The organism is Pedobacter sp., from assembly GCF_045627485.1.
In the GTDB taxonomy this organism is placed as follows: domain Bacteria; phylum Bacteroidota; class Bacteroidia; order Sphingobacteriales; family Sphingobacteriaceae; genus Pedobacter.
In genome coordinates this window covers 1-15,165 of sequence record NZ_JAZQNU010000136.1, presented here as the reverse complement: position 1 = coordinate 15,165, position 15,165 = coordinate 1, and the positions used below count along the sequence as shown (strand labels likewise).

Here is a 15,165-nt window from a genome sequence, read left to right as displayed (position 1 = left end):
CCAAGGAAAACCTGTACCGCAAACTCCGCGAAACGCTTGATCTGAGCTTTTTATACAAAGACACAAAAGAACTTTATGGCAAGACCGGCAATCCATCCATTGACCCAGTAGTCTTTTTTAAGCTACTGCTGACTGGTTACTTGGAAAACATAACTTCTGACCGTAAACTGGTCGAACATTGCTCCATGCGAATGGACGTGTTGTACTTTCTAGGTTTTGATATAGACGAGGAGTTACCGTGGCATTCAACAATCAGCAGAACAAGGCAGCTTTACCCAGCTTCCCTATTCGAGACCTTGTTTAACAAAGTGTTTACCTTATGTGTAAACAGTGGAATGGTTTCTGGCCATACTCAGGCGGTAGATTCAGCGCCTGTTAAAGCCAATGCTTCCATGGAAAGTGTGGTATTAAAAACACCAGCCAACTCCATAGATAATCACTTGAAAAAAGTGGTGGAAGAGAATCAGGAGGTTAAAAAAAAGATTGACTCAACTTCTTCAGCAGCACTTATTACTGCACCGGAGCATCAGTTAAGGCGAGTTAAGAAACATCACCAAAACTTACGCGACAATCGTGGCGGACGGCCTAGTGCTACAGACGAAAAAGCACAATTATTTAGTAACAAAACACATTACAGCCCTCATGATCCTGATGCCCGGATATCAGTAAAGCCTGGCAAAGCCAGAAAGCTGAACTATCATTGCAGCATGGCGGTGGACACCGCAGAAGGCGTAATTTCACACATTCAGGCGGACTTTGCAGACGGCAGGGATAGCCAGTATCTGCCTGGCATTAGCATGCAGGTACAAAACCGCTTAAAGAAAAACGAACTTTCAATGACGGATCTGCTTGCAGATACAGGTTACTCCAATGGCTTCAATTACAAATTCCTGGAACAGAGAAAAATTACTGGCTGGATACCAGCATTTGGCATGTACAAACCTGAGATCGAAGGCTTTCCTTATAACAAAGAAAAAGATGAATATCGCTGTCCCATGAACAAGCCCTTGCCCTTCAAAGGATTTTATACAAGCTTGGATGGCAGTGTATTTAGAAACTATTGGGCAGCGCCAAAAGAGTGCAAGGCTTGTCCGATGAGATCAACTTGTGCACCGAATGTACACTGCAAAAAAATCACCAGGACAATTTACGATGAACAGTATCTCCGAGCTTACAGCAGGCAACATAGTAAAAGAGGCAGACAAATGAAGAAGTTACGCCAAAGCACAGTAGAACCTGTCTTTGGTAGTCTTACTCATTACTATGGCCTAAGAAAAATAGGTGTACTGGGCAAAGCCGGTGCCCACAAAGTCATGCTCATGGCGGCAATAGCTTTCAACCTTAAAAAATACCTGAAAAAAGGAGGAAGAAAGCCTTCCCAAACCTTTTTTAAAGCTATAATAGACGACTTAAAGCGGTACTTACTTGCACTTTTCTCAAAACCATTTAATCAGTACCAACTCTCCTAATGGCTGAATAAAAAATCTACTAACTCGATGTTTAGGAAAACATACCCCCTTCTGCAACGGCCACCCTCGTTATTTGATAATTAATGTCAGCCCGAGGAGAGTGAGATCGCACATATTAAATCTTCCCCTATTAAGCCTGATTGATCTTATTCTTTTTTGCCGATTATCATAAACTCATTCCATTAATCAAAGGCATTTTTACTATTTTTGATAATGAGTTTTTGATAATAATTTTTTTACATGAAAATAGGCTACGCAAGGGTAAGTACATCAGATCAAAATCTAGATCTTCAATCTAGAGCGCTTACAGAATATGGATGCGCAACAATTTACCAGGAAAAGATTTCTGGGAAGAATACAGACAGACCTGAACTTAAAAATCTTCTGAAGAATCTTAAAAAAGGTGATCAGGTTGTTGTTTGGAAATTGGATCGTCTTGGCCGTTCTTTAAGAGACTTGGTTGACTTGGTTGCACTTTTCAATGAAAAGGAAGTAAATTTTATCAGCTTGCATGACCACATTGATACCACTACAGCTACTGGTAGATTTACTTTTAATATTTTTGCATCATTAGCAGAATTTGAAAGAGAGATTATACGTGAACGTACTAAGGCGGGGCTTGATGCTGCTAGAGCAAGAGGAAAAAAGGGAGGGAGACCAAAAGGTTTATCTCCTGAAAATCTGCAATTGGCCTTGACCGCACTTGATCTACATGACACAGGAAAATATGCAATTTCAGCGATCGCTAAAAGGCTACAAATGCCCATAGCGACCTGTTATCGATATATAAAACAAGTAAAAGAAGTTAAAGGTTAAATCACGTTCATGGATACAGGCAGTTCAAATCTTACCATAATCAGAAACCACATAACGAGGGAATAATGGTGATGATCTAAGATTGATATAGAAGTTTTTAGAATTGTTAAACGATAATAAAATGTTTATTATTGCCTAGTAGTATCTGCTGTTGAATAGGTTACCTAGAACATTGTATAAGAAACCAAGAAGTATCACTATGGATTTAATAAAGAATAAAAAGTACGTTATCACATTTGCACTTTGTATTTTCTTAGTATCTATGCTAATAGGAGCTTATTTGGCTTATAATTCGTAAGCACGATACACATCTGAAAATTGCACAATTAACAAAAATTAAGCGCTATAACTTTGCTTTGAGTATTAAATAAAAATTTTGTTATATCTAGATCCAAGATGGTGCATTTTTAATATTCTCTTTTCAAATAACAAGGGAATAATGATACCGATGTTCGCATCTTTATACCAGATTTTCTGACGACCTTATCAGCATGGTTTTTTAACGGTTCATTTTTTATCTTACAGGCCATATATTATTCTCATTACTTTAGCTACATGACAACAGCCTATCCTCCATATAAGAATTTCCCCATGCTCATTTCTAACCAGATTGTCTTGCGCCAAGTCATAAACGCTGATGCTGATGAAATAATGGAAATATCGTATTATGATGGTATACAAGCAAGTAATCCCAATGAAGCGATTGAAATGCAAAAAAAGATAAATCAAGATTATTTCCAAGGTGATTCTATTCACTGGGGAATTGTAGATGCCCAAAGTTCTAAGCTGGTAGGCACCTGTGGTTATTATCGTGGCTTTGCTAATAATACAGGTGAACTGGGTTATGTATTAAAGCCATCCTTTGAGGGGAGGGGGTATATGACTAATGCGCTAAAAAAAGCTATTGAATTCGGTATAGACATTATAAGACTACACAAGATCATTGCCATCACTGAAAAAAGTAATATTAAGTCCCAAAATGTTTTGAAAAGACTAAATTTTGTGCAAGAAGCTGAGCAAGATGATTATATCACTTATACCTACCAAAGGGAACTGCTGATAAATTCTTAACTGATGACACTTTAGTTAATTACTTAGCTACTTGAATATCGACCTTATCATTATACGGTGGAAAAATGGAACAAAAGGTGGTAATGTAGTTAATGAAAATTGATTGGACTCGTCATATTACTCCATTCTTCAGTAGTGTTTATAAATCACCGCTGAATGACTAATCTCAAAAGTTACTAGTCCTGTGCAATGGTTTTTATGCATAATTGTATTACACTAGATAGTGTTAACTTATACTTTCGGGGGATCAAAGGTCATTGAGAATAAAAAGAAATGAAACATTTAGATAAACCGGAACGGCTTGCCGGCTAGATTTCATTTTTATTCTTTTACCAGGCGGAGGGTTCTATCTTCATATTTGATTTCGTCTTCAGATACGATTCTAAACTTATAGGTTTTGTTGTTCGAATAGACTTTTAAGGTGCTTCCTGTAATCTTATAAGTGGCAGAATGGATAGCGTCCCCACCCAATTTGAATCCGGCATTTCCATTTGGATTCAATTGTACATAAATGCCGCCACCATCATAAACTTCATCCGAGCCTTTATATCCCACTTCTGAATATGCTTTGCTGTCCGAAACTGTGATCATGTCTTTTTTACATGAGCTGAAAATTAAAATGGCAAAGAAGAGAAGGATAATGTTTTTCATTCTTACAAGGTTAGTAACTGTTTTCATTTTAAAAAATGATGGCGGGTTATTTAAGAAATTTAAACTTTTCGGAACTGAGAGAAACAATAGCTCCATTGAATGTCACAGAGCCTAATTTATAGTTGAGACAGGGAGTATTTGTTTTTTCAATAATATAAGTGATGGTATCTTCAGAAAGATTACCTGTTTTTAAAATAAGTGTATCATTAAGCTTACTATAATCAGCATTATATTGAAATGAACGGCCAGTACCACTACCAATAACGGAGGGCCGTATTGTATCCTTCATAGCAACATCTTTCTTTCTAAAAAAGTACAAATCCCTTATTTGAAAACGTGGGTTTGTTGAAAAATACAAGTCTTCACTCGTTGTTTTATCAATGAAATTAAAATTTATAATAACCGGAGCAACTTGTAGTGTACAATTAATTGGTTCATCATCATCTTTGGCACAACCTAAAATTGATATCATGCCAATGGTAATAAAGAAGAGGTAAAATGAGTGTGAGTATTTCATATGTATTTAATTTAACTAAGATCTAAAAAGATATTTTAATAATTTTCAGTTGTTAATTAAACGCGTAAATAATTTGAGAATGCTACACTTAGTTCTATGCCAAATCATTATATTTACAGAAACCAAAGTAAATAATTTAACTCATTAATATGGAAAATCTCGCCGTAGTTCCACTACTAGTTGTAATAATTATGATTGTTGTGGCCAAAAATTGGAAAAAGTATAAACAAAGAGAAATCAACAAAAAATCTTTTGTTTTAAATGTAACTATACTCCTTGTCTTAACATCCGCCGCTGGTTACCTTTTATTAATACCATCATAATTACATGTTCAGGCCTTTGACATGCAACGATGTTAATTAAACTTCAACTTGTTCTAGATCATAGCTATTCGTAAAACGGTGGAATAAAGGGATGTTGTTTTCCGGGTAAGATGTAAGTTGGTAGTTTTTGCTATTTTGTTGGACTAACAGAAGGCCTTATATCAATGCCATCGCCTCAAATCATGATTAAGTATATTACATTTAGTTTGTTTATCGGTTACATTTCTTGGTTAATTGGCATGATCATTACCTCATTACTTTCAAAATCTGAATTCTATCAGCAACAGTTATCTTCCCTAAACTTCATTAAAGATGAGAAGGTCAATGAAATGCTTGGCTTGGAACCATTCAAATGGGTAATTATGAATAGTTTCTTTAAGTATTTAAATCCCAAGCTGTCGATACAAAAAAGGATCTTTATGAGCGAGCTAAGAGAATATAGGTCAGAAATGACGAAAGCTGAATTCAATCACAACTTCGCCTTTCTATTCATGGGAATTTTCATACTCATCAAAGTATTCCAGGGCTTTTACATATTTGCCATAGTGATGCTGCTGGTCAATATTTTAATTAACTTATATCCAATTTTATTACAACAGCAGAACAAAAGACGAATTGATAGGTATCTCCAACTAATGAATCAAAGATCTCTCCAGAACCTTACTCGCTGATTGGTTGTAAGGAGTTATAAAGACAACGCCATCTCCATACTTTTTCATCATTTATTTACCAGTGTTCTCTTGAGGAAGTTGAAATAATAACTCGTGTAAAATGAAATTCATTTTAATAGCTTAATTGTAAAAAAATAAAAAAGTTATTGCACAACTCAGAATTTATTTAAACCTTTGCCTTTCAAGTAATTTAAATAGGGAAACAAACAAAAAATGAGCAAGCAAAGCGTACATAAACTGTCAATCTTAGAAGCAAAAAACATTGCTTCCAGAAGTTTATTTATTGAGCGCCTGCATACTGTGTTTTTTGTGACGACGAACCGGCAAAATTATACACCCCGTATTTGAGTTTTCTCAACACTCAGATTGCCAGAGGTAGAGTTCCTCTACAAAACCAATTAATCCTTTTTTTTATCTTTTTTCGTTATCCTATTAATGAATATCAACGATTTTATAGTGCAGGTTGCACTTCCTGAACATCGTGTTTTCGCAGAAGAAATCTGTGAAGAGATGGCTGAATCGGCTAAAGCCCGTGGTACGGGTATAGCTAAACGTTCTGCCGATTATGTTGCAGGCAAAATCTCCGATGGTAAGGCTGTCATCGCCTTTCATAAGGATGGTAGCTGGGCCGGTTTTTGTTACATCGAAACCTGGAGCCATGGCATGTTTGTGGCCAACTCCGGACTGATTGTTAACCCCAAGTTTAGAAAAGTTGGGCTGGCCAATGCCATTAAACATAAAATATTTGAATTATCGCGTTTAAAATACCCTAAGGCCAAGATATTTGGTCTAACAACGGGCTTAGCGGTGATGAAAATCAATTCAGACCTCGGTTATGAACCGGTGACCTATTCTGAACTTACCCAGGATGAAGAATTCTGGAAAGGCTGTCAGAGCTGTGTGAATTTTGAAATCCTGAAAAGTAAGGACCGCAAGAATTGCATGTGCACGGCTATGTTATACGACCCGGCCACACAAAAGCATGAAGTAGCTAAAAAGTTTGCCGAAGAGCTGGAAAGAAAGCCCAAACTTTACGAGCGTTTTATGCGCATCAAACAACGCCTGGTGATGATTAAAGCCAAGCATTGAATATTAAATAATTTTAAAATACACAAATAGATACAAATGAAGAAAAAGGTTGTTTTAGCTTTTAGCGGAGGTTTAGATACCTCCTTCTGTTGCATCCATCTTGCACAGGATCGCGGATTGGAAGTACATTCGGTTATTGTAAACACGGGTGGTTTTTCTGAAAAAGAATTACAGGAGATTGAAAGCCGGGCATATGCTTTAGGAGTGGCTTCTCATGCGGTAGTTGACGAAACAGCTAATTACTACGATAGTTGTATTAAATATTTAATCTTTGGTAATGTATTGAAAAATGCAACTTATCCGCTTTCTGTAAGTGCAGAACGTGTAAGTCAGGCTACTGCCATTGCCAATTATGTGAAAAAAATAGGTGCCGATTACGTGGCACACGGCAGTACCGGTGCGGGTAACGACCAGGTTCGTTTTGATATGATTTTTAATATCATCATCCCGGAGGTTGAAATAATTACGCCAATCAGGGACCTAAAACTGTCGAGAGAAGCAGAAATAGAATATTTAAAAAATCATGGTGTAGAATACAGTGCAGAAAAAGCAAGGTATTCTATCAATAAAGGCCTTTGGGGTACTTCAGTAGGTGGTCAGGAAACATTAACATCCAATGAAACACTTCCTGAAGAAGCATGGCCAACCCAGGTTTCTGAAACAGAAGCCCGTAACATAGAACTTACTTTTGAAAAAGGTGAACTGGTTGCTATTGATGGTGAAGCCATGGCGCCGGTTGCTGCTATTCAGAAATTACAAGCTATTGCCCAGCCTTATGGCATTGGCCGCGATATCCATGTTGGAGATACCATTATCGGTATTAAAGGCCGTGTAGGTTTTGAAGCTGCTGCACCGATGGTAATCATCAAAGCACACCATACTTTAGAAAAACACACCCTTACTAAATGGCAGTTGTCGTGGAAAGAGCAATTAGCATCTTTTTATGGAAACTGGCTGCATGAAGGTCAATTCCATGATCCAATCATGAGAAACATTGAAGCCTTCCTTACAGATACCCAGAAAACTGTAAGCGGAAAAGTGTTTGTTACGCTTTTACCTTACCGTTTCCAGGTTAATGGTATTGAGTCGGCACATGACTTAATGAGCAATAAATTTGGAAGTTATGGCGAGATGAACAACGCCTGGAGTGGCGAAGATGTTAAAGGTTTCTCTAAGATCTTTGGTAACCAGGTGATGATCTGGCATAAAGTTAACGCCGATGAAAATTAGAGCAGGCATTGTTGGTGGTGCAGGTTATACGGGCGGAGAAATGCTGCGTATCTTGCTAAACCATCCATCAGTTGACATTGCTTTTGTATTAAGCAGCAGCAATGAAGGAAACCTGGTTTCTGATGTTCATACCGACCTTTTTGGCGAAACAGATCTGCGCTTTAGCGCAGATCTGTTACAAGACATTGATGTATTGTTTCTTTGTGTTGGCCATGGCGATGCAAAGAAATACCTTGCAGCTAATTTCATTAACCCCTCGGTTAAAATCATAGATTTAAGTCAGGATTTCAGGCTAAAAGCAAACGCCGGTAACGAATGGGTGTATGGCTTGCCGGAGTTAAACCGCCAGGAAATCAAAAAAGCACAATATATTGCTAACCCAGGTTGTTTTGCCACTTGCATTCAGTTGGCGCTGTTGCCTTTAGCGGCTGCAGGTGCCCTGAAAAATGAAGTACACATCAATGCCACAACAGGTTCTACCGGTGCCGGACAAAGTCTCTCTGCCACTTCACACTTCAGCTGGCGCAATAATAATCTTTCTGTGTACAAAGCTTTTGATCATCAGCATTTAAATGAAATCGGGGAGAGCCTGCTGAAAGTTGATGCTCAATTTAACAGTACGCTGAACTTTATTCCGCAGCGTGGAGATTTCACCAGGGGTATTTTAGCATCGGTATATACCGAGACTGAGCTTTCTGAGGAAGCCTTGCAGCAGATCTATGAAGATTATTATGCAGATCATGCTTTTACACATGTAAGCAGTAAAAACATACATCTTAAACAGGTGGTAAACACCAATAAGGGGCTGGTACATGTAGAAAAACATGGAAATAAGGCGTTTATTGTAAGTATTATTGATAATTTGTTAAAAGGGGCAAGTGGCCAGGCGGTTCAGAACATGAACCTGATGTTTGGCCTACCAGAACGGCAAGGCTTGCAACTTAAAGCATCCGCATTTTAACAACGTATTGATTATCCTTAAAAATTAAAGAATGAACTTATTTGATGTCTATCCACTTAACGATATAGAAATAGTAAAAGCTTCGGGCAGCACCGTTTGGGATGCCGAAGGACAAGAATACCTGGACTTATACGGTGGTCATGCCGTGATCTCCATTGGTCATACCCACCCTCATTATGTCAAAAGGATTACCGACCAGTTGCAAAAGGTTGGTTTTTACTCCAACTCTGTTAAAATACCCCTACAAGTAGCTTTAGCAGAGAAGTTGGGACAGGTGTCAGGTAAAACCGACTACCAGTTGTTTTTATGTAACTCTGGTGCTGAAGCCAATGAGAACGCCTTAAAACTGGCTTCTTTTTATAATGGAAGGAAAAAGGTAATTGCATTTTCTGGTGCGTTCCATGGTAGAACGGCATTAGCCGTTGCCGCGACCGACAATCCTAAAATTATTGCTCCCGTTAATGAAACCAATAATGTGGTATTTCTGCCTCATAACGACATTGCAGCTTTAGAAAAAGCCTTTGCCGAATATGGCCAGGAAATTACGGCGGTTATTATTGAGGGTATACAGGGTGTTGGTGGAATTAAAGAAGCCAGCATTCCATTCTTGCAAAAAATACGCAGCCTTTGTGATGAATACAATGCCGTTTACATTGCCGATAGTGTGCAATGTGGCTATGGCCGAACAGGGCAGTTCTTTTCTCATGACTATGCGGGTGTTTCTGCAGACGTTTACACCATGGCTAAAGGTATGGGAAACGGATTCCCAATTGGGGGTGTGGTAATTGCGCCTAAATTTAAACCTTGGTTTGGCATGTTAGGTACCACTTTCGGTGGCAACCACCTGGCCTGCGCTGCTGCTTTAGCGGTTTTGGAAGTGATGGAGCAGGATAACCTGCTATCTAATGCTGCAGAAGTGGGAAATTACCTGATTACGGAGTTAAAGAAGATAGAAGGCATCAAGGAAGTTCGCGGTCGCGGACTGATGATTGGCATTGAATTGCCTGAAAGCTTGTCTAACGTGAAAAAAGACTTATTATTTAAGTACCATATATTTACAGGGGAGGCCAAACCTAACGTGATCAGGTTATTGCCTGCATTAAATTTAACTAAGGCACAAGCAGATCAATTTTTGGAAAACTTTAAACTTGCTTTAAAAGGATGAAACAATTTACCTCAGTAAAAGATGTAGATGCGATTGGCCAATTGGTAAAGGATGCCATTGCTTTAAAAAATAACCCTTATGCAGACCAGCAGTTGGGCAAGAATAAAACTTTAGGTCTTATCTTTTTAAATCCTAGTTTACGTACACGTTTGAGTACCCAGAAAGCGGCCATCAATTTAGGCATGTCTGTGATGGTGATGAACATGGACAAAGAAGGATGGGCCCTGGAAACACAGGATGGTGTTGTAATGAATGGCGGTACTGTTGAACATATTCGGGAAGCAGCCGCGGTAATGGGTCAATATTGTGATATCCTGGGTTTACGTTCTTTTCCAAAACTGGTAGATAGGGATGAAGATTATAACGAAGATTTTTTTAACAAGTTCATCAGCTATTGCGGCGTTCCGGTGGTAAGTTTAGAAAGTGCCACCAGACACCCTTTACAAAGTCTGGCCGATTTGGTAACCATTACGGAAACCTGGAAAGGAACTGCTAAACCTAAGGTGGTTTTAGCATGGGCACCTCATATTAAAGCCCTGCCACAAGCTGTACCTAACTCTTTCTCTGAGTGGATGTGTAAGGCGCAGGAAGAAGGTATGGTTGATTTTACCATCGCCCATCCCGAAGGATATGAATTAAATGAAGATTTTACACCGGGAGCGAACATCACCCATAACCTGGATGAAGCGTTAACTGGTGCCGATTATATCTATGTAAAAAACTGGTCGAGCTACCAGGATTATGGTAAGGTATTGCCATACCCTGAAGGCTGGATGTTAACCAACGATAAGCTGAAAATAACCAATAATGGTAAAGTGATGCACTGTTTGCCGGTTAGGAGAGACCTCGAGTTATCATCAGAAGTACTCGATGGACCACATTCAATAGTGATCCAGGAAGCAGGTAACCGTTTATGGGCAGCACAGGCCGTTTTGAAAGACCTTTTACAAAGTTTATCTTCGGAAAAATAAGATAAAAATATGGAGCAACTAACAATCGTTAAAATAGGTGGAAATGTAATTGATAATTCAGCAAACCTTCACCGGTTTTTAGTTGACTTTACTGCCCTGCCGGGAAAGAAAATTCTTGTTCACGGTGGCGGAAAGGTAGCCACTGAAATGGGTATCTCCCTGGGCATAGAGGCCAAAATGGTCGATGGCAGGCGCATTACAGATATTGAAACCTTAAGGGTTGTGACCATGGTGTATGCCGGTCTGATCAATAAAAATATGGTGGCACAGTTGCAGGCGAAAGGCTGCAACGCCATTGGTTTAACCGGGGCAGATGGCAACATCATCCAGGCAGTAAAACGCCCGGTAGTGACCATTGATTATGGTTTTGTTGGCGATTTAGATAATTCATCTATTGCTTCAGGTACATTAAACAGTCTGCTGCAGGCCGGTTTAACCCCAACACTTTGTGCCATCACCCATGATGGTGACGGACAACTTTTAAATACCAATGCCGATACCATCGCTTCTGCGGTGGCCGTGGCCATGTCTGCACATTATGAAACGCAACTGGTGTACTGCTTTGAGAAAAAGGGCGTACTAAAAGACGTTGACGATGAATCGTCGCTGGTGCACGAAATTAAAAGCTCGGAATTCGAGGGGCTGAAAGAGACTGGTGTAGTGTCAGGAGGGATGATTCCTAAGCTGCACAATGCCTTTGAAGCCATTAAAAATGGCGTAAAAGCTGTATACATTGGGCAGGCCGACGAGCTGCTGCAACTCAAAGAAAACAATTTTGGAACCCGGTTAATCTCCTGATCATGGAACAGTATCAAGGCAATATCGCTATAATTGGTAGCGGAAACATCGGTCTTTCTTTAGCGAAGGGCCTGGTAAAAGCAAATTATGTGAAAGCTTCACAAATTTGCCTGACCCGCCGTAACCTCGACCACCTGGCTGTTTATGCCGAGCAGGGCTTCCAGGTTTCTTCCGATAACAGGCATGCTGTTAGCCAGGCAACAATTGTGGTACTGGCCGTGCTCCCGCAGCAACTCAACCAGCTGCTTGAACAGATTAGCAGCGTGGTGGATCCACAAAAACATTTAATTATTTCTGTGGCTTCGGGAGTTACTTGCCAGGATATTCGTGCTAAACTTTCAGAACAGGTGCAGGTGATTCGCGCCATGCCAAATACAGCCATTGCTATTGGTCAGTCGATGACTTGCGTGGCCACCGACAATGGTAACGATGCCCAGATTCAAGAAGTAACCCGCATGTTTGAAACCGTAGGTGCTGTGGTGAAAATTAATGAAGACTTGATGACGGCCGCTACAGCACTTTGTGCCTGTGGTATAGCCTTTTTTCTACGGGCCATTCGAGCGGCTTCACAAGGTGGGGTCGAAATAGGTTTCCATGCTGATGAAGCGTTGAAAATGGCCGTGCAAACGGCTAAAGGGGCCGCCGATTTGCTTCTGCAAATGGAATCGCACCCTGAACAGGAAATTGATAAAGTAACCTCTCCAAAAGGATGTACCATCGCCGGATTAAATGAAATGGAACACAACGGTTTCAGCTCCTCGTTAATCAAAGGCATCAAATTATCTGCATTAAAAGCAGGCAACTTATATACAAAAGAATAATATGATAACACAACTACAGGAGGATAGCATAGCCTTATTAAAACAATTAATCAGCTTGCCGTCTTTCAGTAAAGAAGAAGTAGATACGGCAGATGCCATTGAGCAATTTCTGCAGGCAAGGGTAGTAAAAACCCACCGCAAAAAGAATAATGTTTGGGCATATAACCTACATTATGATGCTGCGAAGCCTACTTTGCTACTAAACTCACATCACGATACAGTGAAGCCAAATTCGGGTTACACCAGGGATCCTTACCGTCCGGATGTGGAAGAGGGCAAACTCTATGGCTTAGGTAGCAACGATGCCGGCGGTTGCCTGGTGTCATTGATTGCCACCTTTCTCTACTTCTATAATCAAGAAAACCTGAGTTACAACATTTGCCTGGCCGCTACTGCAGAAGAAGAAATCTCTGGGGTAAACGGACTGGAATATGTGCTGCCAGATTTGGGTGAGCTTGAATTCGCACTGGTTGGTGAGCCAACCTTGATGAACCTGGCCATCGCTGAGCGGGGCTTATTGGTATTGGATTGTACGGTGCATGGAAAAGCAGGGCATGCTGCACGTGAGGAAGGGGATAATGCTATCTATAAAGCCTTAAAAGACATCGAATGGTTCCGCGACTATCGTTTTTCAAAGGTATCCGAAGTTTTCGGTCCTTTAAAAATGTCGGTGACCATCATAAATGCGGGATCACAGCATAACGTAGTTCCTGCCTTGTGCAGCTTTACCGTCGACGTACGTGTAACAGACGCGTATACGAACGAAGAGGTGCTTAAAATCATTAAAAACAATGTAGACTGCGATGTTAAGCCGCGCTCTACACGCTTAAAGCCTTCGTCGATTGCTAAAGATCATGCCATTGTACAAAGTGGTTTGGCTCTTGGAAGAACCACCTATGGTTCTCCTACCACTTCCGATCAGGCGCTATTAAGTATTCCTTCCGTGAAAGTAGGGCCGGGTGATTCTGCGCGCTCACATATGGCCGATGAATTCATTTACCTGGACGAAATTAAGGAAGGCATCGAATTGTATATCGACTTATTAAAACCTGTTATCAATGGCAGGTAGCCTTGGGTAATTTCCCTATGGTTATTTATTACTAAATTTACTTTTTCGGTTAGGGTGTATGCCCATATTACCGGTACCAATAACCTATTTACATGAAGATCTGGCAAAAAAATATAGACGTTAATAAAGATATTGAAACTTTTACGGTTGGGAAAGACCGGGAGCTGGATTTGGAGATGGCTGCTTTCGATGTGCTGGGTTCGCTGGCACATGTGGAAATGCTGGAAAGCATTGGCTTGTTAACGGCCGATGAGCTGGTACAGATCCAGAAAGAACTTAAGAACATTTATGCTGAAATAGAAGCCGGAGATTTCGTGATTGAAGATTCTGTGGAGGATGTGCATTCCCAGGTGGAGTGGCTGTTAACCCAAAGAATTGGCGAGGCCGGTAAAAAGATACACAGTGGCCGCTCACGTAACGACCAGGTATTAGTAGACCTGAAGTTATTTTTCAGGGACCGTATTGAAGAGATGGTTGACCACACCCAGACCTTGTTTCAGCAATTACAGACGTTAAGTGAGGCCCATAAAGACAAGCTTTTACCAGGTTATACCCACCTGCAAATAGCCATGCCTTCTAGTTTTGGCTTATGGTTTGGCGCATATGCAGAGAGTCTGGTAGACGATATGGAGTTGATGCTGGCCGCTTACAAAGTATGTAATAAAAACCCTTTAGGTTCTGCTGCGGGTTATGGATCATCGTTTCCTTTAAACAGAACGATGACCACAGAATTACTTGGTTTTGATACCCTAAATTACAATGTGGTGTACGCACAAATGGGAAGGGGCAAAACCGAACGTGTTTTAGCACAGGCTATGTCGTCTATTGCGGCAACTTTAGCCAAAATGGCCATGGATGTCTGTTTGTTTATCAACCAGAACTTTGCCTTTATTACCTTCCCTGATGAGCTGACCACCGGGTCGAGCATCATGCCGCATAAAAAGAATCCGGATGTATTTGAACTGATCCGTTCACGTTGCAATAAAATTCAGGCCCTGCCTAATGAAATTGCCATGATGACCACCAATCTGCCATCCGGATACCACCGCGACCTTCAGTTATTAAAAGAAAACCTGTTTCCTGCAATCACTTCCTTAAACGAATGTTTATCTATTGCCACTTACATGTTGCAAAACATTACCGTGAAGGATGATATCTTGAGCGATAAAAAATATGCATATTTATTTAGCGTAGAGGTGGTAAACGACCTGGCCTTGAAAGGGGTTCCTTTCCGCGAGGCTTATAAAATTGTGGGCGAAACCATTGAAAATGGCTCTTTCGAACCGCAGACACAGGTAAACCATACTCATGAAGGCAGTATAGGTAATTTATGCACTGCAGAAATTAAGGGCATGATGGACCAGATTCTTGCCCAGTTTAAATTTGAACAGACTAAAGAAGCCATCCAAAAGTTGTTGGCGTAATTTTTCACGATATAATATAAAAAGATGAATGTATCTGTATTAGCTAGCTCATTGATTGGCTCAGAAATTATTAAAATAGGGAATGAAGTTAACGACATGAAAAGTAAAGGCGCTGAAAT

Annotated in this window: 15 protein-coding genes; 13 read left to right on the top strand and 2 right to left on the bottom strand. The window is 40.2% G+C overall.

Translation table 11 applies throughout. The features are described 5' to 3' along the window. From ACR2F3_RS10595 to ACR2F3_RS10585, 3 genes are all read left to right on the top strand, one after another. A partial coding sequence (locus tag ACR2F3_RS10595) for an IS1182 family transposase (RefSeq protein ID WP_432709948.1) occupies positions 1–1,469 on the top strand: 1,469 nt, incomplete at its 5' end. Between the two features lie 240 nt (positions 1,470–1,709). Then, the gene (locus tag ACR2F3_RS10590) at positions 1,710–2,285 is read left to right on the top strand and encodes a recombinase family protein (RefSeq protein WP_432709947.1); all 576 of its coding nucleotides are present in this window, start codon (positions 1,710–1,712) and stop codon (positions 2,283–2,285) included. A 555-nt stretch (positions 2,286–2,840) separates the two neighbouring features. Further along, on the top strand, positions 2,841–3,356 hold the full coding sequence (locus ACR2F3_RS10585; protein ID WP_432709946.1) for a GNAT family N-acetyltransferase: 516 nt from the start codon (positions 2,841–2,843) through the stop codon (positions 3,354–3,356). 321 nt (positions 3,357–3,677) lie between these two features. Here ACR2F3_RS10585 and ACR2F3_RS10580 read toward each other — a convergent pair whose 3' ends face one another. Together ACR2F3_RS10580 and ACR2F3_RS10575 are read right to left on the bottom strand one after the other, a co-directional pair. After that, a complete protein-coding gene (locus tag ACR2F3_RS10580; protein ID WP_432709945.1) occupies positions 3,678–4,007 on the bottom strand; it encodes a hypothetical protein in 330 nt (109 codons plus the stop codon). Between the two features lie 46 nt (positions 4,008–4,053). After that, on the bottom strand, positions 4,054–4,524 hold the full coding sequence (locus ACR2F3_RS10575; protein WP_432709944.1) for a hypothetical protein: 471 nt from the start codon (positions 4,522–4,524) through the stop codon (positions 4,054–4,056). Positions 4,525–5,029: 505 nt separating this feature from the next. On the opposite strand from ACR2F3_RS10575, the gene ACR2F3_RS10570 reads away from it, so the two are divergent. The 10 genes from ACR2F3_RS10570 (at position 5,030) to argH (ending at position 15,046) form a co-directional block, all read left to right on the top strand. Then, complete coding sequence (locus tag ACR2F3_RS10570) at positions 5,030–5,518, top strand: hypothetical protein (RefSeq protein WP_432709943.1); 489 nt, start codon at positions 5,030–5,032, stop codon at positions 5,516–5,518. 435 nt (positions 5,519–5,953) lie between these two features. Then, the gene (locus tag ACR2F3_RS10565) at positions 5,954–6,607 is read left to right on the top strand and encodes a GNAT family N-acetyltransferase (protein ID WP_432709942.1); all 654 of its coding nucleotides are present in this window, start codon (positions 5,954–5,956) and stop codon (positions 6,605–6,607) included. Between the two features lie 36 nt (positions 6,608–6,643). Then, positions 6,644–7,837 (top strand): argininosuccinate synthase, encoded by a 1,194-nt coding sequence (argG, locus tag ACR2F3_RS10560; RefSeq protein WP_432709941.1) that lies wholly within the window; start codon positions 6,644–6,646, stop codon positions 7,835–7,837. Next, positions 7,827–8,798 carry an N-acetyl-gamma-glutamyl-phosphate reductase gene (gene argC, locus ACR2F3_RS10555; protein ID WP_432709940.1) on the top strand — a complete coding sequence of 324 codons (972 nt, stop codon included), beginning with the start codon at positions 7,827–7,829 and terminating at the stop codon, positions 8,796–8,798. The genes argG and argC overlap by 11 nt, the downstream gene beginning before the upstream one ends. 31 nt (positions 8,799–8,829) lie before the next feature. Beyond that, a complete protein-coding gene (locus ACR2F3_RS10550; RefSeq protein WP_432709939.1) occupies positions 8,830–9,963 on the top strand; it encodes an aspartate aminotransferase family protein in 1,134 nt (377 codons plus the stop codon). Further along, positions 9,960–10,934, top strand: a complete 975-nt coding sequence (locus tag ACR2F3_RS10545; protein WP_432709938.1) for an acetylornithine carbamoyltransferase — start codon at positions 9,960–9,962, stop codon at positions 10,932–10,934. The genes ACR2F3_RS10550 and ACR2F3_RS10545 overlap by 4 nt, the downstream gene beginning before the upstream one ends. A 9-nt stretch (positions 10,935–10,943) precedes the next feature. Then, complete coding sequence (gene argB / locus ACR2F3_RS10540) at positions 10,944–11,732, top strand: acetylglutamate kinase (RefSeq protein ID WP_432709937.1); 789 nt, start codon at positions 10,944–10,946, stop codon at positions 11,730–11,732. A 2-nt stretch (positions 11,733–11,734) separates the two neighbouring features. Then, complete coding sequence (proC, locus tag ACR2F3_RS10535) at positions 11,735–12,553, top strand: pyrroline-5-carboxylate reductase (protein WP_432709936.1); 819 nt, start codon at positions 11,735–11,737, stop codon at positions 12,551–12,553. A 1-nt stretch (position 12,554) separates the two neighbouring features. Further along, positions 12,555–13,622, top strand: a complete 1,068-nt coding sequence (locus tag ACR2F3_RS10530; RefSeq protein WP_432709935.1) for a M20 family metallo-hydrolase — start codon at positions 12,555–12,557, stop codon at positions 13,620–13,622. Between the two features lie 92 nt (positions 13,623–13,714). After that, on the top strand, positions 13,715–15,046 hold the full coding sequence (gene argH, locus ACR2F3_RS10525; RefSeq protein ID WP_432709934.1) for an argininosuccinate lyase: 1,332 nt from the start codon (positions 13,715–13,717) through the stop codon (positions 15,044–15,046). Positions 15,047–15,165 lie beyond the last annotated feature (119 nt).

What these genes read in the sequence shown, in the direction of transcription:
- argH (WP_432709934.1), top strand. Translation starts at nt 13,715, where the DNA reads ATGAAGATCTGGCAAAAAAATATAGACGTTAATAAAGATATTGAAACT.
- argG (WP_432709941.1), top strand. Translation starts at nt 6,644, where the DNA reads ATGAAGAAAAAGGTTGTTTTAGCTTTTAGCGGAGGTTTAGATACCTCC.
- proC (WP_432709936.1), top strand. Translation starts at nt 11,735, where the DNA reads ATGGAACAGTATCAAGGCAATATCGCTATAATTGGTAGCGGAAACATC.
- ACR2F3_RS10570 (WP_432709943.1), top strand. Translation starts at nt 5,030, where the DNA reads ATGATTAAGTATATTACATTTAGTTTGTTTATCGGTTACATTTCTTGG.
- ACR2F3_RS10545 (WP_432709938.1), top strand. Translation starts at nt 9,960, where the DNA reads ATGAAACAATTTACCTCAGTAAAAGATGTAGATGCGATTGGCCAATTG.
- argB (WP_432709937.1), top strand. Translation starts at nt 10,944, where the DNA reads ATGGAGCAACTAACAATCGTTAAAATAGGTGGAAATGTAATTGATAAT.
- ACR2F3_RS10530 (WP_432709935.1), top strand. Translation starts at nt 12,555, where the DNA reads ATGATAACACAACTACAGGAGGATAGCATAGCCTTATTAAAACAATTA.
- ACR2F3_RS10580 (WP_432709945.1), bottom strand. Translation starts at nt 4,007, where the DNA reads ATGAAAAACATTATCCTTCTCTTCTTTGCCATTTTAATTTTCAGCTCA.
- ACR2F3_RS10590 (WP_432709947.1), top strand. Translation starts at nt 1,710, where the DNA reads ATGAAAATAGGCTACGCAAGGGTAAGTACATCAGATCAAAATCTAGAT.
- argC (WP_432709940.1), top strand. Translation starts at nt 7,827, where the DNA reads ATGAAAATTAGAGCAGGCATTGTTGGTGGTGCAGGTTATACGGGCGGA.
- ACR2F3_RS10585 (WP_432709946.1), top strand. Translation starts at nt 2,841, where the DNA reads ATGACAACAGCCTATCCTCCATATAAGAATTTCCCCATGCTCATTTCT.
- ACR2F3_RS10575 (WP_432709944.1), bottom strand. Translation starts at nt 4,524, where the DNA reads ATGAAATACTCACACTCATTTTACCTCTTCTTTATTACCATTGGCATG.
- ACR2F3_RS10550 (WP_432709939.1), top strand. Translation starts at nt 8,830, where the DNA reads ATGAACTTATTTGATGTCTATCCACTTAACGATATAGAAATAGTAAAA.
- ACR2F3_RS10565 (WP_432709942.1), top strand. Translation starts at nt 5,954, where the DNA reads ATGAATATCAACGATTTTATAGTGCAGGTTGCACTTCCTGAACATCGT.